16 protein-coding genes are annotated in these 25,005 nt (G+C 59.3%); 7 read left to right on the forward strand and 9 right to left on the reverse strand.

Annotation, left to right across the window (positions count from 1 at the left end; translation table 11 throughout):
* Positions 1 to 1,047, forward strand: a complete 1,047-nt coding sequence (locus tag OVA24_RS05695; protein ID WP_267674228.1) for a HEAT repeat domain-containing protein — start codon at positions 1 to 3, stop codon at positions 1,045 to 1,047.
* A 4-nt stretch (positions 1,048 to 1,051) separates the two neighbouring features.
* Positions 1,052 to 2,482 carry a glycosyltransferase family 2 protein gene (locus OVA24_RS05700; RefSeq protein WP_267674229.1) on the forward strand — a complete coding sequence of 477 codons (1,431 nt, stop codon included), beginning with the start codon at positions 1,052 to 1,054 and terminating at the stop codon, positions 2,480 to 2,482.
* Here the strand turns inward: OVA24_RS05700 and OVA24_RS05705 are convergent.
* From OVA24_RS05705 to OVA24_RS05715, 3 genes are all read right to left on the reverse strand, one after another.
* A complete protein-coding gene (locus tag OVA24_RS05705) occupies positions 2,466 to 5,063 on the reverse strand; it encodes an ATP-binding protein (RefSeq protein WP_267675271.1) in 2,598 nt (865 codons plus the stop codon). The two genes, OVA24_RS05700 and OVA24_RS05705, sit on opposite strands and share 17 nt — an antisense overlap.
* A gap of 90 nt (positions 5,064 to 5,153) precedes the next feature.
* A complete protein-coding gene (locus tag OVA24_RS05710; protein WP_267674230.1) occupies positions 5,154 to 5,804 on the reverse strand; it encodes a c-type cytochrome domain-containing protein in 651 nt (216 codons plus the stop codon).
* A 132-nt stretch (positions 5,805 to 5,936) separates the two neighbouring features.
* Positions 5,937 to 7,694: a right-handed parallel beta-helix repeat-containing protein gene (locus tag OVA24_RS05715; protein WP_267674231.1), complete on the reverse strand. Its 1,758-nt coding sequence runs from the start codon at positions 7,692 to 7,694 to the stop codon at positions 5,937 to 5,939.
* Between the two features lie 246 nt (positions 7,695 to 7,940).
* Here OVA24_RS05715 and OVA24_RS05720 point away from each other — a divergent pair, with 246 nt between their 5' ends.
* Positions 7,941 to 8,642 carry a PEP-CTERM sorting domain-containing protein gene (locus OVA24_RS05720; RefSeq protein ID WP_267674232.1) on the forward strand — a complete coding sequence of 234 codons (702 nt, stop codon included), beginning with the start codon at positions 7,941 to 7,943 and terminating at the stop codon, positions 8,640 to 8,642.
* A 145-nt stretch (positions 8,643 to 8,787) separates the two neighbouring features.
* Here the strand turns inward: OVA24_RS05720 and OVA24_RS05725 are convergent, their stop codons facing one another.
* Complete coding sequence (locus OVA24_RS05725) at positions 8,788 to 11,355, reverse strand: DUF7133 domain-containing protein (protein WP_267674233.1); 2,568 nt, start codon at positions 11,353 to 11,355, stop codon at positions 8,788 to 8,790.
* 131 nt (positions 11,356 to 11,486) lie between these two features.
* Here OVA24_RS05725 and OVA24_RS05730 point away from each other — a divergent pair, with 131 nt between their 5' ends.
* On the forward strand, positions 11,487 to 12,119 hold the full coding sequence (locus tag OVA24_RS05730; protein ID WP_267674234.1) for a response regulator: 633 nt from the start codon (positions 11,487 to 11,489) through the stop codon (positions 12,117 to 12,119).
* Positions 12,120 to 12,125: 6 nt separating this feature from the next.
* Here OVA24_RS05730 and OVA24_RS05735 read toward each other — a convergent pair whose 3' ends face one another.
* The 5 genes from OVA24_RS05735 to OVA24_RS05755 all read right to left on the reverse strand — a co-directional run bounded on the left by OVA24_RS05735 (position 12,126) and on the right by OVA24_RS05755 (position 20,623).
* Positions 12,126 to 13,697, reverse strand: a complete 1,572-nt coding sequence (locus OVA24_RS05735; RefSeq protein WP_267675272.1) for a sensor histidine kinase — start codon at positions 13,695 to 13,697, stop codon at positions 12,126 to 12,128.
* 1,124 nt (positions 13,698 to 14,821) lie between these two features.
* Positions 14,822 to 16,285, reverse strand: coding sequence for a DUF1501 domain-containing protein (locus OVA24_RS05740; protein ID WP_267674235.1), 1,464 nt, complete (start codon positions 16,283 to 16,285; stop codon positions 14,822 to 14,824).
* Positions 16,286 to 16,301: 16 nt separating this feature from the next.
* Positions 16,302 to 18,176 (reverse strand): PSD1 and planctomycete cytochrome C domain-containing protein, encoded by a 1,875-nt coding sequence (locus OVA24_RS05745; protein WP_267674236.1) that lies wholly within the window; start codon positions 18,174 to 18,176, stop codon positions 16,302 to 16,304.
* Between the two features lie 111 nt (positions 18,177 to 18,287).
* On the reverse strand, positions 18,288 to 19,133 hold the full coding sequence (locus OVA24_RS05750; protein ID WP_267674237.1) for a PEP-CTERM sorting domain-containing protein: 846 nt from the start codon (positions 19,131 to 19,133) through the stop codon (positions 18,288 to 18,290).
* A 50-nt stretch (positions 19,134 to 19,183) separates the two neighbouring features.
* Positions 19,184 to 20,623, reverse strand: coding sequence for a beta-galactosidase (locus OVA24_RS05755; protein ID WP_267674238.1), 1,440 nt, complete (start codon positions 20,621 to 20,623; stop codon positions 19,184 to 19,186).
* A 274-nt stretch (positions 20,624 to 20,897) separates the two neighbouring features.
* Here OVA24_RS05755 and OVA24_RS05760 point away from each other — a divergent pair, with 274 nt between their 5' ends.
* The 3 genes from OVA24_RS05760 to OVA24_RS05770 are packed head-to-tail and all read left to right on the forward strand — an operon-like array spanning position 20,898 to position 24,825.
* Positions 20,898 to 22,934, forward strand: coding sequence for a histidine kinase (locus OVA24_RS05760; protein WP_267674239.1), 2,037 nt, complete (start codon positions 20,898 to 20,900; stop codon positions 22,932 to 22,934).
* Positions 22,931 to 23,566: a response regulator gene (locus tag OVA24_RS05765; protein WP_267674240.1), complete on the forward strand. Its 636-nt coding sequence runs from the start codon at positions 22,931 to 22,933 to the stop codon at positions 23,564 to 23,566. Before OVA24_RS05760 ends, OVA24_RS05765 begins: the two co-directional genes overlap by 4 nt.
* A gap of 5 nt (positions 23,567 to 23,571) precedes the next feature.
* Positions 23,572 to 24,825 (forward strand): hypothetical protein, encoded by a 1,254-nt coding sequence (locus OVA24_RS05770; RefSeq protein WP_267674241.1) that lies wholly within the window; start codon positions 23,572 to 23,574, stop codon positions 24,823 to 24,825.
* The last annotated feature ends 180 nt before the right edge of the window (positions 24,826 to 25,005 follow it).

Here is a 25,005-nt window from a genome sequence, read left to right on the forward strand (position 1 = left end):
ATGCTCGTGCTCCATGTCATCTGGATCATCGCCGCCATACTGGTGACGTGTGCGGTCATCCTCTGGATCGTTCTCCTCGTCGTCCATTCGTCGGCGAAACGGCGCGACCGGCTGGACGCGGGGTGGCACGACGTCTGGATGGAGCGGCTGCTGGATGTGCTGGATGGGGCGGAACCCGTGGAAAGTCTGCCCATTCCCGGGTCCAAGGCGGAGATGGAGGCTGTCATCGGCCTCCTGCGGGAGTTCGGCGAGCGTTTCCGCGGTTCGTATGGCGGCCGTATGAGTTCCGTGCTGACGCAGATCCGGGCGGCGGACTTCGGCCTGCGGTTGGTGCGCAGGCGTGGTGCCGAACAACGCATCCGGGGATGTGCCCTGCTGGCGTGGTGCGGGCCTTCCGCGGAACTGGATGGGCAGCTCCACCGGACGCTGGAGGACGGGGATCCGCGGGTGGTGCTGGAGGCGGCGGCCGCGTTGGTCAGGCGCGGCGCGGTGGAGGACATCGTCCCGGTGGTGCGCGCGCTTTGCCGGAGCGGGGCGGCCAGATCATTGCTTGCCCGGGATGTGATGAGGCAGTGGGGGCGTACGGCGACGCGGGACTGGTCCACCCTCCTGGCGGAACGCTGGAGCGAGGAAGGATGGACCCTCCTGCTGGAGGCGGCTGGCACCGCCGCACGGGGTGAATGGACGCCGCTGGTCGTGCCACTGGTCCGTCATCCGTCACCTGGCGTCGCCACCACGGCCCTGATGGCGCTCCAGGAAAGCGGGGACCCGGACGGCGCCGCCGCGGCGGAAGCCGCTTCCCGCCATGACATGGAGTCCGTCAGGGAGCAGGCAGTGAGAACGCTGGTCGTGTGCGGGGACCCCGGACGTGTCATTCCGGTGCTCGAAGATCTCCTGCTGGATGAATCTTTCGACGTAAGGCGGGCGGCCATGGATGGGATCCTCAAGCTCGGCGGGCGGGCAAGGCTGCAGGGCAGGGAGCCCGCGGACCCATGGCAGCACGAACTTTTCAAAGAGGCCGGCCTGCTCGCCTCCAGTTCATCTTGAAACCATGGAACTCTTGTACCCCGGATTTGAAGCTTTCGTATGGACCGTCGGATTGTTGATCCTGACCCTCCAGACCTTCCAGAATGGCATCTACATCGTCCAGTTGTTCGGTGCGGTCCCCGAGTTCCTGCGGGCGAGGAGAAGGTCGTCGCGGTTGCGGGAGTGGTGGTTGCTGACCTCGGATGTCACCCCGCCCGTGACATTGCTGGTTCCAGGATACAACGAGCAGGAGACCATCGTGGAAAGCGTCCGCTCCCTGCTGACGCTCCAGTATCCGGAGCTTGAGATCATCGTGGTCAACGACGGGTCGAAGGACGGAACGCTCCAGCGCCTGATCGAAGCGTTCGAGCTGTCACCATTGCCCAAGGCCCTGCCCCGGCGGGTCGGTTACAAGCCGGTGCGTGGCATCTACGGCACGCCCCGGTTGCCGGGCCTCATCGTCATCGACAAGGAGAACGGCGGAAAGGCCGATGCGCTGAATGCCGCGCTCGATGTGGCGAAGCACCCGTTGGTGTGTTCCGTGGATGCGGATTCGCTGCTCGATTCCGAAGCGCTGCTGCGGGCCGTCCGCCCGTTCATCGACGAGCCGGAGGAAACGGTGGCGGTCGGCGGCACGATCCGGGTGGTGAACGGGAGCCGCGTGAGGGCGGGGCAGGTCGAGGAAGTGAGGGCGCCCCGCGGGTGGGTCGAACTTTTCCAGTCCGTCGAGTACGTGCGGGCGTTCCTGATGGCGCGGATGGCATGGACGCGCAGCCGCACGGTCACCATCATCTCCGGTGCGTTCGGCGTTTTCAACCGTCACAGGCTCCTTCAAATGGGCGGCTACGCCCACGGCACCGTGGGGGAGGACATGGAGCTGGTGGTGAGGATGTACCGCCACGCCTCGGAAACCGGCGCCCCGATGCGGGTCTGGCATGTGCCCGACCCGGTCTGCTGGACGGAGGCCCCGGACTCCCTGAAAATTCTGGCGCGCCAGAGAACCCGCTGGCAGCGGGGGCTCTGTGAAACGTTGTGGCGCCACCGCACCATGATCGGTTCTCCGCGCTATGGATCGGTCGGCATGAGTTCGATGCCGCAGTTCCTGTTCTTTGACGTGGTCAGTCCGGTACTTGAAATGGTGGGGCTCTTGCTGGTGCCCCTCTGCACGCTGGCGGGCATCCTGAGCATCGAGTTCTTTTTCGCCTACTGCGCGGTGGTGTTCGGGTTCGGCATCAGCCTCAGCCTCGGTTCGTTCGTCCTGTCGGAGTTCGTGCTGCGCCGCCATGGCCGCGCCGTCGATCTCTGGTGGATGGGCTTGGGCGCCATCGTGGAGAATCTGGGCTACCGGCAGCTCAACAGTTTCTGGCGGGTGATGGGGATCTGGCAGTTCCTCAAGGGCAAGCAGGGATGGGGGGACATGCAGCGCAAGGGATTCCAGGTCAGGCCGAACGCATAGTTCCCTCCGCCGGGAGATGGCCGGCTTGCCCGAGCGCCACGCGTACCCTGGCGACCGCAGGTTGGAACAGGCGGAATCCGGCGGCCCGCTTGGTCCAGTCACCGTCGTCATGTTCGGCGGAGCGGAGCAGGGAGGCCAGTTCGGCGAAGCCCAGCACGGCGGCCGTGCCGAGCGCGCGGTGCGCGGCGCTGCGCCAGACGGCATCCTCGGTGGTGTCGATCGCGCCCTTCATCCTGTCCAGCCCCCGGTGGATCTCTTCCAGGGAGTCGGACAAGAGGCTCTCGTCCAGTGCCGCATCCCCGGTCAGGCATCCGGTGAGCTGGGTGGCATCAAGCACGGGCATCGTTTCCTCCGCAGGGGCTGACGCTTGATCCTCTGTCTCCTGAGTGACAAGCCAGCGCCCCAGCTTCGCTTTCAGCTTCGTCAGGTCGAACGGCTTAGGCAGGTAGTCGTCCATCCCCGCCTGGTAGCAGGCCTCCGCATCGCCGATCATGACGTGGGCGGTGATGGCGATGATGGGCACCCGCGGGCTGCCGGTGCCGGCTTCCCATTCGCGGATCCTCTGCGTCGCCTCAAAGCCGTCCATCGTCGGCAACTGGCAGTCCATCAGGATCAGGTCGAAGGTTTCCTGCTGCCTCGCCGCCACTCCATCGCCACCGTCGCCGCGGAACTCCACCTCCATGCCCAGCACCTCGAGCTGGCGTCCGAAGATCCGCTGATTGATGGGGTTGTCCTCCACCAGCAGGATGCGCGCCGCGGGCAGGGGATTCTCATCATCATGGGGTGCCGTCGATGTCGGCCCGTTGTCGGTGGTGAGCAGGTTGTAAAGGTCCGATGGACGGAAAGGGAACCGCAGGCAGGCACCGATCCCGGCCCGTGCGAGCGCGGCCGGGGAAGGTTCCTCCGCGCCGTGGTTGAGGAGGAACATCGGCTTGCCCGCGGCGTCGGCCCGCTCGCGGATCTTCGTGGCCACTTCCTCCCAGCTCTCGCTGTGCGGCTGGCCGATGACCACGGCGGCGAGATCCGGGATGACGCCGATGCCGTCCAGCGTGGGCGCATCATCGGCGGTGGTCACCCGCATCCCCCACGCATCGACATGCTGGGCGACCGATGTGGCGGTGATTTCCCGGCTCTCGATCAGCAGCAGGGTGCCGCCGTCGCAGAGCCGCTCGCTCTGGTCTTCCGCCACCGTCGCGCGGTCGAACCTGGCGGTGAACCAGAAGGTGCTGCCCTGCCCCGGCACGCTCTCCACCCCCATGGTGCCGCCCATCCGTTCGACGATCTCCCGGGAGATCGCCAGCCCCAGCCCGGTCCCGGAGTGGCGGCGGTTCAGCTTGATGTTCACCTGGGTGAACGCCTGGAAAAGATGCTGCTGCTCCTCCTTTGACACACCCGGTCCGGTGTCCGTGATGCGGAACAACAGCACCGGGCGGTCGTCCTCCTCCTGGCCGCGTGAGGTGACCTCGATGGAAACGCTGCCTTTCTCCGTGAACTTCACCGCGTTGCCGACGAGGTTGATGAGCACCTGGCGGACGCGGCGTGGATCCCCGCGCAGGTGGCGTGGCAGCTCGCTGTTGATGCGGTGGGCCAGCTCCAGGTGCTTCTTGCCCGCTGCGTCGGCGAACAGCGCCAGGCTTTCGTCCAGCACTTCCGCCAGGGAAAAGTCCTCGCGGATGAACTCCATCTTCCCGGCCTGGAGCTTCGACAGGTCCAGGATGTCGTTGACCAGATCCAGCAGCGCCTCCCCGGAATAGCGGATGGTGTCGACCAGTTCGATCTGGCGGCGGTCCAGCCGGTCGTCACGACGCAGCAGGTCCGCGGCCCCCAGCACCCCGTTCATGGGCGTCCGGATCTCATGGCTGACGGATGCGACGAAAACGGAAGTCGCCTTCACCGAATCGAGCGCCGTGTCCCGTGCCTCCGCCAGGCGGTCCTGGTACTGGCGGCGCTGCTTCCGGTTGCGTGCCTCCTGGAACATGGCGATGATCATCACCACGACACCGAGCGCGGATCCACCGGTTGCAAGCATCAGCAGCCGTGAGCCCGCAGAGTGCGTGGCGTCCGCCCTTTCCGTGAGAAGTCCGTCCTCCAGTTTGCGGATCTCCTCGAGGAGATCTTCGATGCGGTCCGTCTCCGCGACACCGGCGAGAATCCGTTCCGACCGTCCGCTCCCGTTGAGGTTCCGGAGATCATTCGAGTTGCGGTCCAGGGTCTCCAGCCGCGAGAACAGAAACGGGGTCACGGCATCGACCAAAGCGGACTGCTCCTTGTTGTCCGTGACCAACTGCCGGAGGTTGGCGTGGTGGGCGCGCACCGACTCCAGAAGCTTGTCGAAATTCTCCCTCAATACCGATGACTGGCTGCCTGTAAGCAACATTGCCCGCTGGATGCTCTCCGCCTCACGCATGTTGCGGTCCAGTTCCTCGATCTCAAGGCGGACCTGATAGCTGTGTGAAACCCACCGGTGGTGGCTGCGGAGCTGTCCTGCCTGCCAATAGAGCAACCCACAGAGAGCGACGATCAGGGACGTGATCAGCGGAACACTGATCCTGCTGAATCGCGCTTCCGCCGGTGGGGTCATTGATTTCACCGGGCGAATCTAGCATCTGATACGCCTCTCGGGATAGTAAAGAAATCGCAGCTAAATACACGGTCCCCGCCCCGGGGGGGCTCACCGCATCGGTGTCATGTCGGGTTCCACCCGTTGCAGGATCCGGTTCCGGCTTTCCTCCGACAGTTGCTCCAGCGGGTAGTCCACCTTCTTCTCCCCCTTCAGCTCGAAGCTCACCTTCCCATTCGCCACCTTGATGAACTTCGCGGTGATCTTCTGGCCATCGCGGTTCGTCCACTCCTCCCACTCCGGCATCGCCTCCGCGACCGGAGCCTCCTCGCCTTCCCTAAGGAGCTGGCCGTTGTGGAATTTCAGGATTTTCGACGGCTCCATCTCATCGGAGCCCTTCTCGCCCTTTTCCCGGCCGATCTTCGCGCCCTCATGGATCCACTTCGCCACCGTCATGATCTCCTGCTCCGTCAGCCGTTCTCCCTTGTTCTTCGGCGGCATCGTTCCCTTTTCTCCTGGCGGGATCACCACGGTCACGAACAGGTAGCTCGCATCCCAATCGCCCGGCACCACCACATCGTTCTTCGCGAAGCGCTTGAAGAAATGCTCCTCGTCATCCAGCCGCAGCCCGCCCTTCAGTTCCTCCGCTCCCGCACTGTGGCAGTCGAAGCACTTCTTCTCGAAGATGGGCAGGACGTCCCGCTTGTAGTCCAGCGCCAGGCACGGCGTGGCAAGCAGCGTGAGGAGGATGATGGGTTTCATCGTGGCTCCATCTACGCCCAACCCGGGCGGGTGTAAAGGGTGGGGGTGGGCGGGATGATGGGGTTGGCACCAGTTTTCGGCGTGCCACTTGGGATGTTCATCGGCTCCTGCTGGCTCCGGATCGGCTCGCGGTTACCAAGCGTTGTTGGAGAGTTCGGCGCGAAAGGTGGAAGGGGATTCATTGGTGAATTCCGGCAGGCTGTCCCGTTGTTCGATAATCCGGTTGGAACTGAATATGCCGCGTCCCGTCATGCCTTTCCCGATAAGAATTCCCGTCGAGGCAGAGCCACGTATCACGTTGTTCCGGAAGGTCAGATCCAACAGCTTGCCGCCCACTTTCACCCCCATTCGGCGGGAATCAATGATGACATTGTCACTGAAGACTATCCTGGCCTGGACGTTCTCCCCGCCACCGATGTTGATGCCGTGGCGGATCGTGTTCCATCCTCCGCCGCGGTGGATCACATTGCCGGTGATTGTCGCGGACTCCAGAGGCTGGCTGGTGTCACCGAAGATCGAGATCTCCATGCCGTTGTTCGCGGCGACGTCCATGATCAGATTGTCCTTCACGACGACATTCTTCCCTCCGGCGATCCTCAGTCCGTTCGCCCACCAGGTGGCTACGGTGGTGTTGTTCAGGATCCTCGTGCCATCCATCTGCGAATTGTCTCCCTTGCTTCCGGCATCGGAGAATGCGGCGATCCCATCATCGCCCGCGCCGCGGACGAAGTTGTTTTGCACCGTGAGATTCATCCCGCGCTTGTTCGGGCTGGGGGTGTTGCCGTTGTTGACGTTGATGCCGTCCGCCCAACTGTCCGCCACGCGGCTGTCACGGATGACCCCATTGCTTCCACTGAGCCATTGGGCGTCGCAATGCTGGACCCAGATTCTTTCGATCAGCCAGTTCTCTCCGGATGATGTGACTCCATAGTCGTCGCCGCTTACACCACCGATGGCCTTGTAGATCGCGTTCGACCCGATCGAAACATCGCGGAGCACCGAACCGGTCCCGAGCGAGATGTTCGAGCGCCACGGCAGTTTCGGAGGAGGAAGAGGGATGTTGCGGTAAAGCATCGTGTGCCACATGCCCGCGCCGTTCACCGTTACTCCGGTGAGATTCAGGCCGCCCCCCTTGAGGGAATTCAGCATGAACTTTCCGGCGGGAATCCAGACGGACTTGCCCTCAGCCCGCGCCGTATCGATGCATCTGGCGATCGCTTCGGTGGAGTCAGCCTGGAACGCGGGATCCGCGCCGAAGTCCAGGACGGACAGGGAATTTTCCGGTCGAGGCAGCGGTGGGGCGATCTTCTCGAAATCAATGCAATCGATATCGTAGTATTCGGCTCCGTTCGCAGCGTCCTTGCGGAGTTCGACCGTTGCATTCGCTGGGATGGGCGGACCGGCCAGGATCGCGCGATCCTCGTTGTAGAAGTGATAGGGCATGCCCCCGCCTTGCGGATTGTTGATAACGGGAGCTGCCTTTCTATAGACCCAGGATTGTCGGGAACTCACTGTGATGGCTTGCCGGAATTTGCCGTCCACGTAGAGGTTGATGGTGGACTCCTGGCCACTGCCGTCGTCCGTATCTGGGATGCAGCTCCGGATGACGATGGTGTTCGCGCCTGCGACCGGATTCCTCCAGGAGATGGAATCGCCCGTGCGGGACAGGGTGACGTATGCCCCCCCTGATGCCTCGAGTTCCTTGGTGGATACCGTCGGCACCGGGCTGCCGATGATGAAGCGCTTCACCGCGGCGCCTCCGCCGGGATTTCCTGACTCCGCCTCCACGGTCGTGAAAGGCGTTTTAGCCCCAGCCGCACTGAGAGGTGGACAGAACGCGAGAAGGAGAAGCGGCGCGGCGAGTGTGGGCGGAAGCAGACGATTCATCATGAGACTTGCACTGGGAGTCGGGGAGCGTAAGCAGGCCGGTGTCAGGCCACGAGTCCTTAAATAGGGGACAGGCCCGGCTCCGCCCGCACCAGTTTATCTGCGTTGGGCATGCCGGTCGCCAGGCCGCTGTCCCCATTTTCGGGGACTATCTTTCGGGTCACTACGGAATCATGATTGTGGCGATCCGTCTTCTGCGGGCGCATTGGAGCGCATCCGGAATCCTGAGATCGCAACCCTTCCCAGACCATGAAAATTTCGATCATCGGAGGAATCCTCGCAATCTCGACAGCCCTCGGCAGCGGTGCCACGCTGGTGGAGTATAATTTCAACGGAGGCGCCGACGGCGTCCCTGACTACTCTCCGACAACCACCGGCAGTGGAGTGAACGTGTCCGCCGTCTCACCTACCGGAACATTTGTCCGATCCGGCTCCGATCTAACCGGAGTGACCGGGGGAGGGACGCTGGCGGTGACCTTTGGAAACATCGGCAAAGAAAGCCCGCCGGTATCGGGAGCCGCGGCAAGAACCTACATCTCCTTCACCATCGGTGCTGCGAGTCCGGGACAGATCATCTCACTGACCTCGCTTTCCTTCCTCACGAACCTCGCCACGGCGCAGGCGAGCGGCGCGAACTACACGCTGCAGTACGGGAGTGCCTCGGACCCTTCCGGCTTCATGAACCTTTCCCTCTCCCCGAATACGGCACAGGTCAATTCGACGATCGTCACCCGAACGGCGGATCTTTCCGGTATCGACTTCAGCAGCTTCACCTCCGGGGTGACATTCCGGATCAACGTCACCCAGCCGATCGACTCGACGGCCACGGGGAGCTCGAGCGCACGGATTGATATGATCAACGTCCAAGGAAGCGTCATCCCGGAGCCCGGCTCCGCGGCGCTTTTCGTTGTGGGAACCGCAGGCGTTCTCCTCGGCCGCCGGAGGAAATGATTTCTCCTTTCCGGCCACAGCCCCGATCTTGCCGGACATCTCCGGGAGGATCAGGGGGGGCGTGCCGGTTGACCGATCCGGTCTGACCTTCCGTTACCCGGCTGCTGGCGCGGATGGCCAGCGGCCGGTGCGGCAGGCGGAAACCTCAGGGCCGCTTGGCCGGTGCTTGCAGCACCTTCAGGTCATGGATGGACCAGAAGTTCCCTTTGGCTGATCCAAGCTGGGTCACACGGATGAATCTCGTGGTGACTGGGGTGAAGGAGATTTCCGTCAGAGGATTCCTTTCCTCCGGCTTCCTGGCGATGACCCTCCACGTTTTGCCATCGTCGGAGATCGAAACTTCGGTGCCGCGCGGGTAGTCGTTCACCGAACCGCGGGTGTCCAGGATGATCCCGGATGCCTTGACTGGCTTTGTCAGCTCCACCTGGAACCACATGCCGGGAAGCATGAACTTGCCGGTGGTGTAGCGGGATCCGGCACTTTCATCGACGGCGCGGACCGCGTCGCCGCTCTTCTCCGAAGCGCTGACCTTGATTTGTGATGCCGGCATATATTGGGGCAGCCGGTCCATGAGTTCCTGGTAGGTCCAAGGTGTGGTCCGGGAAGCGGTGTCCTTCCGTGCCTGTGCGACGTCGGCATGCTGGATGAAGCTCCCCCGGTTGCCGAAGCTGTTGCGGATGTAACTCATGACGGACGCGATCCATTCGTCGTCATCCCCGCCCATCGGGATCATCAGGCCTTCGTATTTCTTCCCTTCGATCTCACCTTCGAGACCCTTTAGAAGGACGTAGATCCCGCCGTTTGGATTGTTGTTCACGATCTTGGAGCCGACAAAAGGAGGCGCGAGCATCGCTCCCTTCAGTCCCGCAATCTCACTCCCTTTGCCATCCATGCCATGGCACGCCGCGCAGACGGAATTGTAGATCTCCTGGCCCTTCTTCATGACCAGACGTTGTTGGTCGGACATTCCCGCCTGATTTTGGCCGCCTTGGAGAAGGTGTCTTCCGATCTGGGTGACGCCTTTGGCTGAAGAACCTTCAACCGTTTCCTGGATGAATTTCATGTGGTCGGGCCACGCGAGATATTTCGCTGTCAGGATGCCCTGGAGAGTCACGGCCGGATCCGGATCCTTGGCGAGATTCTGAATGTCCTTCTGGAAAGAAGAGTCTCCGTTGAGGAAAAGGGTTTCGCTGACGCGAATCGCATTCGTACGTATCTGTGGGTCCGCGTCCGCCATCTGCCCGCGGATGATTTGCGGGGTGAGCGCACCCAGACCCTGGAGGGTCCAGAGCGCGTGGATGCGCGCGAATGGATTTCCCTCACTCCGGACGATGTTCTCCAGCACCGGGACGACCGTCTTGTCCTGCCTCAGGACAAGGAGTCGCTGCGCGGTGTCCCGCCACCAGCCATTGGGATGCGAGAGGTGGGCGGTGAGTTGGGCGGAAGTCTCGTCATACATGCGCGGTTGTTTCACGGGACGGGTGTCCTTGTGTTCCAAGCGCCAGATCCGGCCGTGACCGGAAACCTTGTCGAACTGATATTGTTCGACCGCTTTTCTCAGATAACTGCCCGGCCTGACCCAGTTTCCCTCCTGGATGATGCCGCGATACATGTCCGTGATGTACAGCGTGCCATCGGGAGCGTTGGTGAAATTCACCGGACGGAAGCAGAGGTCAGTGGAACGCAGGAACTCGGACTTCGTCCTCTGGTAGGGATTTGAGAGGACTTTCAAGCCGCCATCGTTGGTGACGACAGTCCGGCGGACGAGACGCCCCACCGGCTCGCCGAAGAAGACATTGCCCAGAAGCTCCCTTGGAAGCTGATCGCCGCGATAAACGTCGATGCCCGCGCAAGCTGTGAAGCCGGTGAGAGTTCCATCCGGCTCCCGGACCCGGCTGGGCCCACCTTGGAAGTCGCGCGCCCCGACCAAGGGGAAGACCTCCTTGAAACCAATGTCGAATTGCTCGGGCGGATTGAACATTCCATAGACAGGTGATGCCTGGAACGTGTTTGGACCGCGTTCACCGCTGGCGTTCACAAACCAGAGGTTGCCCAGGTCATCCTGGCCAAGTCCCCATTGCCCGCCGTTCGGTTTCGTTTCCTCTTTCTTGATTCCATCGGGAGTCCACCTGAGGCGGATGCTGTTGAGCGTGGTATAGATGGCGTTATCGAGGGCCCAGACCAAGCCGCTCGGCTGGTGTTCGAGATTCCCTCCACGGGGTCCGCCCCGGTACCAGATTTCCTTTTTGTCCGCCACTCCGTCGCCGTTCTCGTCCGTGAGCAGGAACAGATCGTTGCTGTTGGTTTCATTGATGACGAGCTGCCCTTTTCCGAGTGGCAGCATCATGCGGGGAAGCAGCAGACCTTCGGCGAAAACCGTGTGCTTCTCGAACGTTCCGTCTCCATCCTCGTCGGCATGCATGGAAATCCTGCTGGTTTTCTCCATCTGGCCGTTGCCATCGATGTCCTGCATGTAGGTCCGCATTTCCGCCACGAACATACGCCCGTTCCCATCGAACACGGTGGCCACCGGCTCGGCGATTTGCGGCTCGGAAAGCATGAGCTGCATCCGGTAACCATCAGGCACTTCGAAAGAGCTTGCCGCTTCCTGGGGCGACAGCGCTTCCACGGGAGGCATCGCCGGGAAGTTTGCGTCCTGACCGAGACAGACGGAGAGCGCGGTGAGGGGCGGAATGAGCAGGTGGATTCTCATGGAACTTCCGGAATAGGGCCGGTCGCCGTGGGTTCGCAAGGAAAAGGGACGCATGTCCCCGCAAACGGGGACGATATGCGACGGACAACGTGGTTGTTGAAATCCCGGTATCTGCGATGGTCAGGGCATCGATGAGCGAACCAACGAAAACAGTCGTGCTGGTGGAGGATGATGTCCGTCTGCAGAAGCAGCTCATCGAAATCCTGTCCTGCTCCCATGACATAGAATGCCTCTATGCCGTTTCATCGGCGGAGGAGGCGCTGGAAAAAATACCATCCCATCCCCCTGACGTCATCCTGATGGACATCAATCTCCCCGGGGCTTCCGGCATCGACTGCATCCCGGAACTGAAACGGAAGCTTCCAGGATTGGAAATCGTGATGCTGACCGCCTACGAAGAGGAGGATAATCTCTTCCGTGCGCTCAAGGCCGGAGCAAGCGGATACCTCATCAAATCGAGCGATCCGCGGGAAATCTATGATGCGATCCGCGACGTCCAGAATGGCGGTGCCCCTTTTTCCAGCCACATTGCACGGAAGGTTGTACAATATTTCCGAGCGGAGAAAAAAACGGAGGATGAGAACGCGAGGCTTTCCACCCGCGAACGCGAGGTGCTGGAAATGTTGGCTGGTGGCTATATCTACAAGGAAGTGGCGGACAAGCTGGACATAACGGTCGAAACGGTCCGCACGTATGTGAAGAGAATCTGCGTGAAGCTGCAGGTCCGCAGCAAGGTTGAAGCCATCCTCAAATACCGTTCATGATCGGGATCACGGATAGGGAGCTTTCCGGACGGCCTTATGTTCGAGGGGCGCCCGCAGAAGGATGGCCGTCCCACATCCTCCGTTTGTTCCGATCTCGACTGATCCACCTATCTGGTTCATCCTCTGCCTGATGTTCTCGAGCCCATTGCCCGCGCCGATGGGTTCATGAAGCCCCTTGCCATTGTCTGAAACGCGTATTTCCAGATCTCGGTCATCGGCGTCCACCTTGAGGCGGATCTCGGTGGCTTCCGAATGTTTGAGCGCATTGTTCACCGCTTCCTTGACCGCCATGGTCACGTTGTGACGGAGCTCGCCTGTGACAGGCAGATCCTCGTCCGCAGGTGGGGGCGCGTCGATACGGCAACTGATGTCCAGCGGACGGCATAACCCGCCGACCATCCGGCAGAGATAGTCGGTGAGGGAACCGAGTCGGTCGTTTTTTGAGTTGAGCATCCAGACCGACTCGGAAAGCGAAGTGACAAGTTCCCGCGACATGGACGCGATCTCACCGAAATTGCGCATTGCCTCGGGGGTTGGGGCGGTGCTCATCGCATGGGCGCCCAGAAGGGAAATGTGCGAAAGCCGGGCCCCGAGATCGTCGTGGAGGTCGCGTGCGATCCGGAGCCGCTCGTCCGCGATCATGCGTGCCTCCCGCAAGTGCATCTGAATCTTTTTCCGGACGAGATGTCGGGCCACGAGAGTGGAGATCCCGGCAGCACCCAGTAAGAATGCGGCCAAATACCAGGGGTTTCTCCAATACGGCGACGCCACCCGGACTTCGAAAACGGCAAGTCCATCCGGGGAAATGCCCGAGATGCCGAGCGATTCGACCTCAAAGCGGTAGTCTCCCGGGGGAAGTTTCCCATACTGGACCTTGAAGGGATCCCCCATCCCGGTACAGAAGACTTCCTTCCAGGTGAATTCGAGAGTTTCGCCGGGTGAGATCCGGGAGGAAGGGTTGACGACCGTCTTCCAGTCCGCGTGTCCGTTGACGTCGTCATCGGTGATGCAGTAGACCGGAGTGCCTTCCCGGTCGTGGCGGAGCGATGCCATGGAAGGACGCGTTCCCCCCTTTGCCCAGTCGGTGGACACATCGGCGCCTATCAGCACCCGCGGTGCCGCAGCATCGTTCCGTGCCGTTACGTTGAGATGGCTGATGGCGAAGATCCCAACTGCTGCAGCAGGTCCCGCCGATGAGATGGTGACAGCCACATTGCGGGCGTCTGGAGGCACTACGATCGATTCGCGGCGGTCGGTCGCGGCGGAATTGGCTTCGGAACCTTTCCAGCCTGTGCTCTTCCCTTTCACCAGGAACGACTGCTGGGCGATCTGGTCACCGGTGGAATCAAGGAAGCGAACGAGAAAATACATCTCCCCGGTCCGTTCGCTCCAATCCGTCTCGTAACCGACAAGGCGATGCCGGATGAACCCCGGACGGGGCTTCACTTCAAACCGGATCTGCGACGAATCGTAGGGAATCTCGGAACGGCGCCCGGAGGAGGGTCCGCCATCGACGCCGACTTCTATGGTGGTCCGCAGAGGGGAAGCGAACCCCACCTGGGCGGACAGAAGGAGCATCACGGCTTGGACCCGGTTGCGGCACATAAGGAAATTCAGATATCCGTTTGGATGGGGCAGCGGCAAGTTGGAACAAAGAAATCCGGGATCGGCTCATCCTCTCTGGTTTGGACCGATGCTCGTGTGGCGCTCAAACAGTTTGACCATCCTCAACAGGGTTCCCATCCGTGCCGTTGCTTTCAGAGTGGTTAACGCTCAAACCGCCTTTGAAAGTGGATAGGAAAGGGCGAACCGAAAGTGGCGGAACGAGAGGGATTGGTTTGCTGTGCAAACCCGTGCGGATTGGGCTTCGCGGGTTAGATAAAAGCTCGCTAGCGCTCGCAGGGCACTCGAACCGTTTCGCTTCGCTCAACAGGGTTCTCATCCCTCTCGTTGGCTCGGCAGGTGGGTGATGCTCAAGCCGCCTTTGAAGGCTGAATGGAAGGGTTGAGCTTGAAAGTGGCGGTGGAGTAATCTCAGATCGAACTGATCTCTCGGGATTCCCTGATCTGCTGAATTAATAGGGAGATTTTGGAAGAAATCGAAATTTTCGCGGTTCTGAGCACGTCTCGCGTCGGTTCATCCCCCAGTTTTCAATGGAGTAGGAGGGAAATTCCCTAATTCCCTGATTGAGGAAATTACAGGGAAGATAGCTGAGATTCGTCCGCAAGGATCCACTGCCAGGCGGGGATTTGAGCATGACAACGGAGGAACTGGATCATTACGGAAGTTTCAAGAGCATGGCCGATATTTGACTTGCCGCTGCGGTCGAATGCCGGGATGAGCGCGGTATCAGTGGGGTATACTTTTCTAGGATTCACTTGGTGGCGTCTACCCGAGACGGTTGCGATCGGGACGGTGTGGTGAAGAAATGCGTTCTGAAGGTGAGCGAGGTAGTCGCAAAGATGTTCTCAGCTGACTCCGATTCCTTGGGATTTTAGATCGGCGGAGAATTTCGTGATCGAGAACAAACCTGTCGGGCTGCTTAGAAGTCGGCGGACGAGCCAGCGAAAACCAGCGGGATTCGACACCTGATAGCGTTCGATGAGCGAGTTGGATTTCGTCAAGTTTCTGTGCCTGCTCTGTATTCGAAACTCACGAAGATGAGCTATATTAATGGCGGACCCATTCTTTGTCCGGGCTATCTAACGTGTCAAATGGAAGAGCGTGCGGACCGGATCTCCCTTGCCATCTTCCGTGGCGTAAAAAGGACGCTTTTCCACATTGAAAGCGCTTTTCGGGCTCACCCCCATGGCGGTGAATATAGTCGCATGCAAGTCCATGATCGACACCGGATCCTTCACCGCAACAAGGGGCCTGTCATCAGCGGTCGCACCGTGAACGTGACCTCTTTTCATTCCTCCGCCAAACATCAGAACCGAAGAACCACCCGTGAAGTGACGATGCAGGCCAAAATGTTTCATCTCCTGCAACGTTTCCGATTTTGCGCGGGACTGGTCCGCCGCGTCCGACCCCGGTGTGCCTTCGATCATCATGTCTCGGCTAAACTCACTGGCGACGACCACAAGCGTGCGTTCCAACATGTTCCGCTCTTCGAGATCACGAATCAGCCGGGCGATAGGACGGTCAATCTCAGCTTTGAGCCGTGCCGCCGTCTCATGTCCATTCTCATGGGTGTCCCAGTTTAGAAACGGCACATATTCCGTGGTCACTTCCACGAATCTCGCTCCTTTCTCCGCAAGCCGTCGTGCCAACAGGCATCCGCGGCCGAACCGGCTGTGACCATATTCTTCGAGAGTTTCACCGGATTCTTGAAAAATGTCGAAGGCTTTCCTCTCCGGGGACCCGAGCAGACGATGAGCGTTCTCAAGTGCGTTCAGCATCGATTCCTGTTGGTAATCACTCATGAACTCGCGGTGAGGGCTTTTGTCGACCAGCCTCTTATACGCAGCATACCGATTTGAGAATCTGCCTGCAGTCATGCCGTTTGGAGGGCTCACGGATCGCCCCGCTTCGTCAGGATAGGGCAGGTTGAACGGACCGAACTCGGCACCTAAGAAGCCCCCTGTTGTGAAAGCTTTCAGTTCCTCGCTTTCGCCGATTCCCTCCAGACGCTGACCTACGTTGATGAATGCGGGCATGGCCGGATTCCTGGGACCCAGCACGCGGGCCATCCATGCCCCGATATGGGGTGCAGCGACTGTCTGCGGAGGCACGTAGCCCGTGTGCCAGTGGTATTGATGGCGAGAATGTAGAATCGTGCCGAGATCGGGTTGGACATGGGAGCGGATCAAAGTGGCCCGGTCCATCAGTTTGGCGATCTCGTCCAGACCGCGGCTGATTTTCAGGCCGTCTACTGAGGTGTTAATGGCAGGAAATGTGCTGAGAACCTTTCGGACAGGTAATCCTTTCTCAAACGGTTGATACGCTTTCGGATCGAAAGTTTCGGGCGATGCCATACCACCCGCCATCCACAACAAGATACAACAATCTGCAGTTGATTCGGGATGGGACACCTTCTCGGCCATCGTGCGCGGGACGCCCGACATCGACGCTGCGAGGGCGGACGCAGAGAGGGCCTTGAGAAATGAGCGCCGGGCAATCCCGGTATCTGAAACATCGAAGGGTAGTGAGGAATGAACGGGCATGGGCGTTGGCGATTGTCTAGCGGACAAATTGAAACTCCGGCAACAGGAGGACGATCCACAGCAAGTCTTCGATGGTGTGAGGCGAGAGGTTTTTGTCGATCAGCCCGAGCAGTGTTTCGAGCTCGATATCCGAGGGCATTCTGCTCAGCGCCCGCAGGTAGATTGATTCGATTACCTCGTTCTCAGATTGCAACTCTGATGACAGTTTAATGGCGCCTTTACTTAGCAGTCCCGCGAGAATCTCGCCGTTGGCCATGTCTATAGCTTCGAGTGTTGTAATATTGTCCGGGCGCATGCTCACGATCTGCTCTCTGTTTGGCCGTCCAAGCGCGCGCATGAGGGGATCTGATTCCACCAATGATGCTCTAACCTTCCTTCCGGGATCTCGCGGGCGGACAATCGACCTGTGAGGGCTATCTGGCGCGGTCCCGGTTAGTGTCCAGACGGCATCCACGAATTGCTCTGCGGTCATCCGTTTGGCGATCGGGCCTCGGAATTCCCGGTGGGTTACCTTGTCCCTTGGCACCGACGCGGATTGGTATGTGCGCGACGAGACGATGAACAAGAGCGATTTCTTTAGGTCATAGCCGTCATCAGCAAAGCGTGTCGCGAGATAATCGAGGACGTCCTCGCTCCAAGGTTCCGAATCCATTGAATCCACGGGATGGACAATGCCCCTTCCCAGCAATCGTTCCCAAAGCCGATTGACGATCGTGCGGGTAAAGCGTCCGTTTTCGGGGTGTGTCATCAACCCGGATAGTTGCTTCAGGCGTTCTTGACGTGATGCGGTTGCATCCACCTCACCAAGTTCAGGGTAAATCCATCTCGGCGTCGCAATGCGATCCGTTGGTTTGTCGCAGCGTGCGATCTCCAAAGGCGTCTCCGCATAAATTGCGGCGAGGCCGTAAGCATCGTCGAGCTTCCAGTTGTCCACGAAACTGTCGTGACAGGAAGCACATTTCATATTCAGACCGAGGAACGTCTGGCTGATCGATTGGGCGAACTGAATCTCAGTTGTCTGGCTTGCGTTGACACGCCCACGCCATTTTATCCCCCGAATAAAGCCCTCCGATTGTCGAGTTGTCGGCGCGATCAGTTCTTTCGCAAACTGGTTGTAGGGCTTGTTTTCGAGTAGCGCGTTGTAGAGCCACTCCGTTATAGGTGTGCGACCCCCATCGATGTATCCGGTGCCCTGATAGTCGTTCCTCAAAAGATCATTCCAAAATGAGATCCAGTGTTCCGCATATCCCATGTTGTCCGAGAGAAAACGCTCTGCGAGTTCTGAACGTTTGGATGGATTCCTGTCTTTTGCGAATGCCTCCAGAATCTCGGGACTGGGAAGCATCCCGATGAGATCGAGGGATAAGCGCCGGGCGAATTCGCGATCACTCAGAAGGCGTGGTTGTTGGATGTTCCTGGCCTGGTGATATTCGTCAATTATCCTGTCCAATGGATGGTCCCGTCCATCGCGGCCTGGAGGGATCGGCGGGCGGCGGGGCTTTAATGCGGGCGTGTAGGACTCGGTCCCAAGAGCGATACCTGGTTCCCACTTCATGCCCTCTTTGATCCATTCACTGATAATCGCGGCCTCCTGAGAACTGAGTCGTTTGCCTTCGGGGGGCATCATTATGTCCTCATCGTGAGAGAGGATGACATCCATCAGACGACTTTCCTCTGGCCTTCCAAGGGTGACGATCTCGCCGGCTTTGGAACCATTGAGAATCGATTCGCGGGTGTTGAGAGATAATCCACCCTTCTTAGCTTCTCCGATATGACATTTTCCGCAGTGTTTGTGCAAAATGGGAACCACCCTGTGGACAAAGTCGGTCTCGCCTGAGCTGCGGTACGAAGCGACGAGAAAGAACAAGCATTGAAGATAGATAAAACGCATCAGATCATTTGGATCGTTTTGAGATTGCTAGAAAGGGGAGCGGGCCTGGCGTGGGGATTGCGCGGCCCGCTCCTAAAGGGCGTCTCCGTTTCTGGAGTATACCTTCTCAGGTTACGGTCTCCGTCTGCGCGCCAGACCGAATGCGAGAGCACTTGCAAGGATCAGAGCGGATGAGGGCTCCGGAACCTGCATGATCTGGACAGCGTTCAGGAAGCCCCTCGCTTCCGGCCCGCCAGCCCCCGTGATTCCGTTGCCCCCATTTGCCGCGATGTTCAGAAATTCGCCCTCCGCGAGGGTAATGCTGAAACGGGTGTAGTTCACGTTCTCTTGCCAGGAAGCCTGTGCGCCGTTTCCAGGAATATCGCCATCCACAGGGGTTTGGGGGATGAGGCTGAGGCCCGTGAGGTAACTTGTGACATCGAAATCGCCCGCGGCGGCGCTTTTTCCAACAAAACCGAATTGGGAGTGGGCGGCGGCCGTGTTGGTGTTCCGTGAGGCGATGAATATGTCGTAGGTTCCGCTCGCGAGGCCGCCGATCTGCAAGCCGACGTAGCGCACGGTCGTGCTGGACGCGAAGATTGCGTCCCTGCCTGCCGACGGTGACGCATAGATGCCACCGGAAAAGTTCGTAACACTCCCGAGTGCGCTACTGTTGACCGGTTGCGTGGACAATCCGATGGTGGTGCCGCTGCTGACACCGAGATTCAATGTTACGCCCGCCGCGGCCGCTCCATTCGATAAAATCAAACCGGAGTTGATGTCGGCCAGTTGGACTTGATTCCACGCGTTATCCGCCGAGGAGCCGCCGAGGGCGTGATAGGGGCTGTTGGTCAATGAACCACCGCTTACCGTCGTAGGACCGAAGTCGAACATGATTGAAGCCGCCGATGCGATTGAGGTGAACATAGGCAGTGCCAGGAATGCGATCAGGGTTTTGTATGGTTGTGGGTATTTCATAAGAGTTTACTGGATGATGGTTAGCGTTTTTTTCCGTTGTTACGACCTGGTCACTGTTCGACCTCAACGTTCGAGATGACGTGGAACCCCTTCCCGGCGGTCGGCACCAGAGGAAGGTTGATCGCCTTGCCTGTTGCGGCATCGAAGAGTGAAATTTGGAGGGCGGCGGTCCCGCTTCCCTTTATGTCAGGAAAAATAATCCGGCCGCGGGTAATGTGCTTTTCGTTCTGAAGCCAGCGGCTGGTCGGGACTGATCCCGCATCGGTTTCTGCTAGGATGTTGCTGTTTTTGTCGACAAGCCGGACTTTCATCCGGAAATCCCGAAGGGCTCTGCCTGCGGCTCGATTCGTCCATTGGATGTCCATTGCGAATGCCTCACCCGCGCGTATCACCTTTGGCAATTTGATCTTGAGGGGAACAATGCGGTAGCCCATCCCCCGCATACCTCGGGCCACCAGATCCGGGCGGTCACGCATGAAGCTGAAGGCGTCCTTGGAGCCATAACCGAGGAGATTGATGTAATTGGGGTGGAGGCTCAGTGCATCGTCGACGGCCCACGAAAGATGATCCGGCCCCCCTTGGCGCGTCTTTGCATAGCTGCCAACGAATTCACTTACTTGCGGCGCGCGGTGGAGTTCCTGATAGACTTGCTTGGAAAGTTTCCGCTCATTCGAACTGACGGCACCTCCAACTCCGTCCCGGCGAAGCGTGATGTTGGGTTTCAAGAGCGCGAGATCGAAGGCGCTGTAGTGGAGAAACTCCTGGTAGTTCGCTGTGAATGCCGGATCGTATCGGTTCTTGGGGCCGCCGTTGAGCGCGGCCGGCCCATCGGGATCGTAGGAATAGCTCAAGGCCAACATCTGGTCGTTGAAAACCTCCGTCCACAGATCGAGCAGGATGGCCAGGGCCTCTCGCCGATCTTCAACGGTCGGATACTGGAAACCGGTATGCCACTCGCCCCAACGGCCGAAGCCGCGGAGATCCACCAAGGTCGGCCTACGTGGTCCCGTGAGGTGGGCGCGGGTTTCCGTTAGGAAGACCTTCAGTCTTTCGCGGTAGAGGGCATTTCTCGCGTCCACATGCCAACCGAAGTTTCCCTGCTCGTCCTTGCGGAGCTGCTTCTGCTCCTCGGGGATTCCCGCCAGAAGCCACTCGGGTATCCCAAGTCCGCCCGCCGGTCTGAGGCGCGACCACCCGAACAGGGGCTCGGTGCTCATCCTCAATTGTATCGATTTACCGCGGGCCGTCCAGTGGTCCCAAGCCTTGTCAACCTTGCTCCAGTCGTAGCGACCTTCCGATTTCTCGACATCTGACCAAGCGAACATCACTGCGACATGATCGCACCCATCGAAGCTTGTTTCCGGGAGGTTGAGCATCGTCGATGATCCGTCGGGACGGGGATCGAGAGGGTAGTTTTCATACAGGATCCAGCCCATGTCGGGATTGCTCAGAACCACCTCCAGATCTTCCCTGGGTGTGACGGTCTGCATTTCCGCCAGGGAGGTTGCGCAGGTGATGAGGAGGACGCCGAGCGTTGTGAAATATCGATGCATTGAATGAAAAGACCGAGAGTGCGGGCTATGAAGGGACGGGAAGCGGGGATTGATTCAGTTTGAGGGTCGCGGAGGCCAATCACGTGAACAATGTCATCCGCTCATGGCGCGATCCATCCCTCTTTAGACACAGAAAGGAGGGACAGCTGGACTTGCTGATGGAGTTGTCTAGGGTGCGATGGTGAGTCGTTTGGCCCTCTGTATCAGACACTTGTTCGCCGGCATTCTGGCTGCCGGCGGCTTTCTTGCTGTGTCATCGTCGATGGCGTACGGGGAGCTTCCGATCCATGAAATGAAGCGGAAGACCCTGGCCCACTCGTTCCAAACCATGAACGTGAAAGTGACCGGAGTGGTGACGTGGGTGGATGCCGCCGTGGGAGCGGAATTCTACATTCAGGACGCGACAGGGGGGATTCAAATTTTGCCACTTGAGGAGTCCGAACACCCGCGTATCGGTGATGTGGTAACCGTCACCGGTAAACTTGCCCGGGGCGAGTTCTCGCCAAATATCCGTGACGCCATCTACGAAAGATCGGGCCAGGCGGAATTGCCTGAACCCAAGTTTGTTTCCGGAGATGTTCTTCTCAATGGAGGCTACAGCTGCGAAAGGGTGCGGCTGGATGGTTGGGTGCGTGCGGCGGAGCGGATCGATCCGCATTTGTTATCGGTGGTTATTGGATCCGGGGGAGCCAGAATTACGATAAGGATCACTGACTCAGGGGGGCTGATTGCGGAAGAGCTGGTGGCAACCCGGATGGTGGCGATCGGGGTGGCCACGCCCGTCAAGCCGCGCGGCGGAACCCGCCAGTTGGTCGATGTTCGGGTGCTAACGTCGCCGTCATTCTGCAACATCATCGAACGTGAGGCGAGAAACCCTTGGTTTGCGCCCGTGGTGCCGTTGTCGAGGGCTTTCAGCTTCAGGCCGGGGCAGACCCGCGGCGACCGGCTCCATGTCGCCGGCAAGGTGCTCTATCGCTCGGGGGAAACCATTTATCTTCACGACGGAACGGCGGGGCTGGCCATCCGGGGGAGCAACGTCCCGGAATTCGAACCCGGGGATTGGGCAGAGGCCATAGGCTTCATGGACATCGAGAACTACGCGCCGTTGTTGACCGATTCGGAACTGATCGCAACCCAGCCGATTGCGGTTCCCATCATCCCGGTGAAGCGGACTGTGGGCGAGCTGGTGAAGGGACTGCAACATGCCGCCTATGTAACAGTCACCGGCGAGTTGGTCGACCGGATGCAGAGCGCAGGTCTGTCAGGGTCTTCCCACATGCTCATGCTACGTTCGTCGGAGGGTATATTCTCCGCCGAGATCATGGGTGGTCCGGACCATAATGATATTGCGGGGTTGGAACCGGGGAGTCTTCTGGAAGTCAGTGGTGTGTGCGTGATGGCCACCAATGCCACCGGGGATACCACCGGGTTCAAGATCCTGGTTCCCGGTAATTCTCAGATCCGTTTGTTGCGGGGAGCGGGTTTTTTCACCTTCCGGCGGCTTCTCCTGCTGCTTGTTTTCACGTTGGTCGTCCTTCTGGTCGCATCGGTATATGCTTACTTCGGAGCGCGCCGCAACATGCATCTGAGAGAGGAAATCGGCGAGCGAAGGGCAGTCTCCGCCGAGCGGAATCGTCTCGCCCGGGACCTCCATGATACTCTGGAACAAGGCCTCACTGGCATCCAGATGCAGTTGCATTGCATCCGCCCCGATGCGATGGATGCCGCCGCTGAGAACCGCAAGCGCTTGGATCTGGTGCGCTCGCTTGTGCTCCAGTGTCACAACGAGATGCGGCAATCCATATGGGATCTCAGATCGCCGGCGCTGGAGGAGTTTGATCTGTTGGATGCCCTGGCGCGAATTGCCCAATCGCTGGTAGTTGGTTCCAGCACCGTGGTGGAGATCTCGCAGCAACGGTGCCCTGTGAAAATTCCACAGCCGATCGAGGACAATTTATTGAGAATCGGTCAAGAAGCTCTGACCAACGCGATTAAGCACGCGAGTCCCACACATCTGACCATCCATCTCCGAACAACATCGACATCGGCGACACTGACGGTCACCGATGACGGGATAGTCAGCCCTGACTTCGAGGTGAAACCGGGTCATTTCGGATTGCTGGGAATGAAGGAACGAGCGGAACGGATTGGCGGTTTCCTGACGATCACGCGCGATCCGGAGGGCGGTTGCACGGTGAGTGTCGAGGTGCCTCTTTCAGTCGACGCAAAACCAGACCCACTTTTATGAAATCCAAAGGCATTCACATTCTTGTGGTGGACGATCACTCGGTCGTCCGTGAAGGGCTCATCAGTATAATCTGCGCGGAACCAGGTTTCGGGGTCGTCGGCGCTGCATCCAACGGAGCGGAAGCGATCGAAGCATATGATCGGCTTTTGCCAGACGTTACGATAATGGATCTGCGGATGCCCGTTCTTGGTGGAGTGGAAGCCATAGGCATCATCAGGAACAAACACCCGGGGGCGAAAATTTTGGTGCTGAGCAACTCGATCGGTGATGAGGACATTCATCTAGCCTTGGATTCGGGCGCAATGGGTTACATTTTCAAACACAGTTCGATTCATGAAATCGTTCCGGCAATCCGTTCGGTCGCGGAGGGGAACGAATGGATTCCCATGGACGTCAGCGATCAGCTGCGGCATCGGGTCGCGGCGGGAGTTCTCACCTCGCGGGAGCGTGAGATTGTCCATCTGATCATGCTCGGCGAGGCGAACAAGGAGATAGGGGATCGCTTGGGTATCACCGAGCAGACGGTGAAATCCCACCTACGCAACATTCTTCCCAAGCTCCAAGCCCGCGACCGGACCGAAGCGGTTACCGTGGCACTTCGTCGAGGTATCATTCATCTTCCCGAAACATGAATTTCATGAAATCCATTGCACACGAGTTCCGGGGATCCTCCGCCAACTACTTCGTTTGGTATGCGCGAATCTGGGTGTGGGTCTTGGCGGGTTCAGCTCATGCTCAGCCACTCACGCATTTCCGTGCGTCCTTTGATCTTCCCGGGACCGGTGGGGCAACTGTGCTTCATGCGTCCGATTACCGATGGGTGGCCGCAGTTGCCAGTGGAAAGTCAGTCGGGGAAGCCCCCGCAGATGGGGAACAGTTGTCGGTGGGAATTGATGCCGGACCTACGTCATTCTCCGGTGAACACACTTCATCGACACAACCCAGTCGTGCCGGATTTCTGTTCGCTTCGCCTATGGAGGGTTATACTCCAAGGGCGATGATGCTCCATACCCTGCATCTCGGAGTTGCGGATCACATACGGACGGAAAACAAACGTGACTGGTTGGTTAGCGGAAAAGGAGCTCTCGTAGGCCTCAAGGTGCGGGAGATTGAGGAATTATCGCTTCGCGTCAGGGCGGCCAGCATTCACACTGTCATGCGCTTCGCAATCCGGGTGGATGGCAACTGGTATGCGAGTAAACTGTTTTTCAAGCAAATCAATCCAGAGGCATTTGAGAAACACGTGATTAACCCGGCGACCCATGAGTGGATCTCCGGTGTGTTGACCGCGGAGGGCGCGGTGGATACCAATTTGACCGATAACCCCTCCACTCCTCTCAACGGATCGGACGAAATCAGCGGTTACGGATGGTATGCGGATTGTTATTCGTTGGCGGGGAAGGATGCATTAGTCCGGATTGATGATTATGGGATCAAACTTGGAATCCTCAGCCAGCCGTATCTGCAGTGGGCAATCGGACCGTTCGTTAACCCCTTCACCGATACCGATCCCACCGCGGATTCCGATGGAGACGGGTTGAGCAACCTGATGGAATTCGTGAGCGGTGGAGACCCCACCGTCGACGACAGCTCGACTGTCGCGCCTTCGGTCACCACCCATGGAAACAATCTCCTGGTCACTTTCAGGCGCTCGGACGCTTCCGAAGTTGAGCGTCTTTTGGTGTCGGTGACGGTGGATGGAGGGGCCGATGCTTCCGGCGTTGCCAAGCGGCATTATATCATGGGTGCGGGAGATGAGGTATGGCCGGACGGTTCGACTTCCTCGGTAAACGAGGTGGGTACTTTGGACAGTATCACCGTCACAATTCCCAACGCCTCCCACCTCCGAAAATCGGTCCGCGTCACGGCAGTATATCGGGAACGAAATTAGATCGTCCATATTTCCCCTGAAACGAGCAAAATATTCATGTGGCGAAGATCAGGCGGCCGAGGTCGTTGGTTTAAGTGCCACGCGTGGACAACGGAGGAACGTAAGTCGGCCGACGCAGTGGTAGCGGATAAGCGAAGGGGCCGACAACGCGTCGATCGGGTCCATCCCTGCCTCCAAAGA

Origin of the sequence: Luteolibacter sp. SL250 (genome assembly GCF_026625605.1) — a bacterium.
Lineage (GTDB): Bacteria > Verrucomicrobiota > Verrucomicrobiia > Verrucomicrobiales > Akkermansiaceae > Luteolibacter.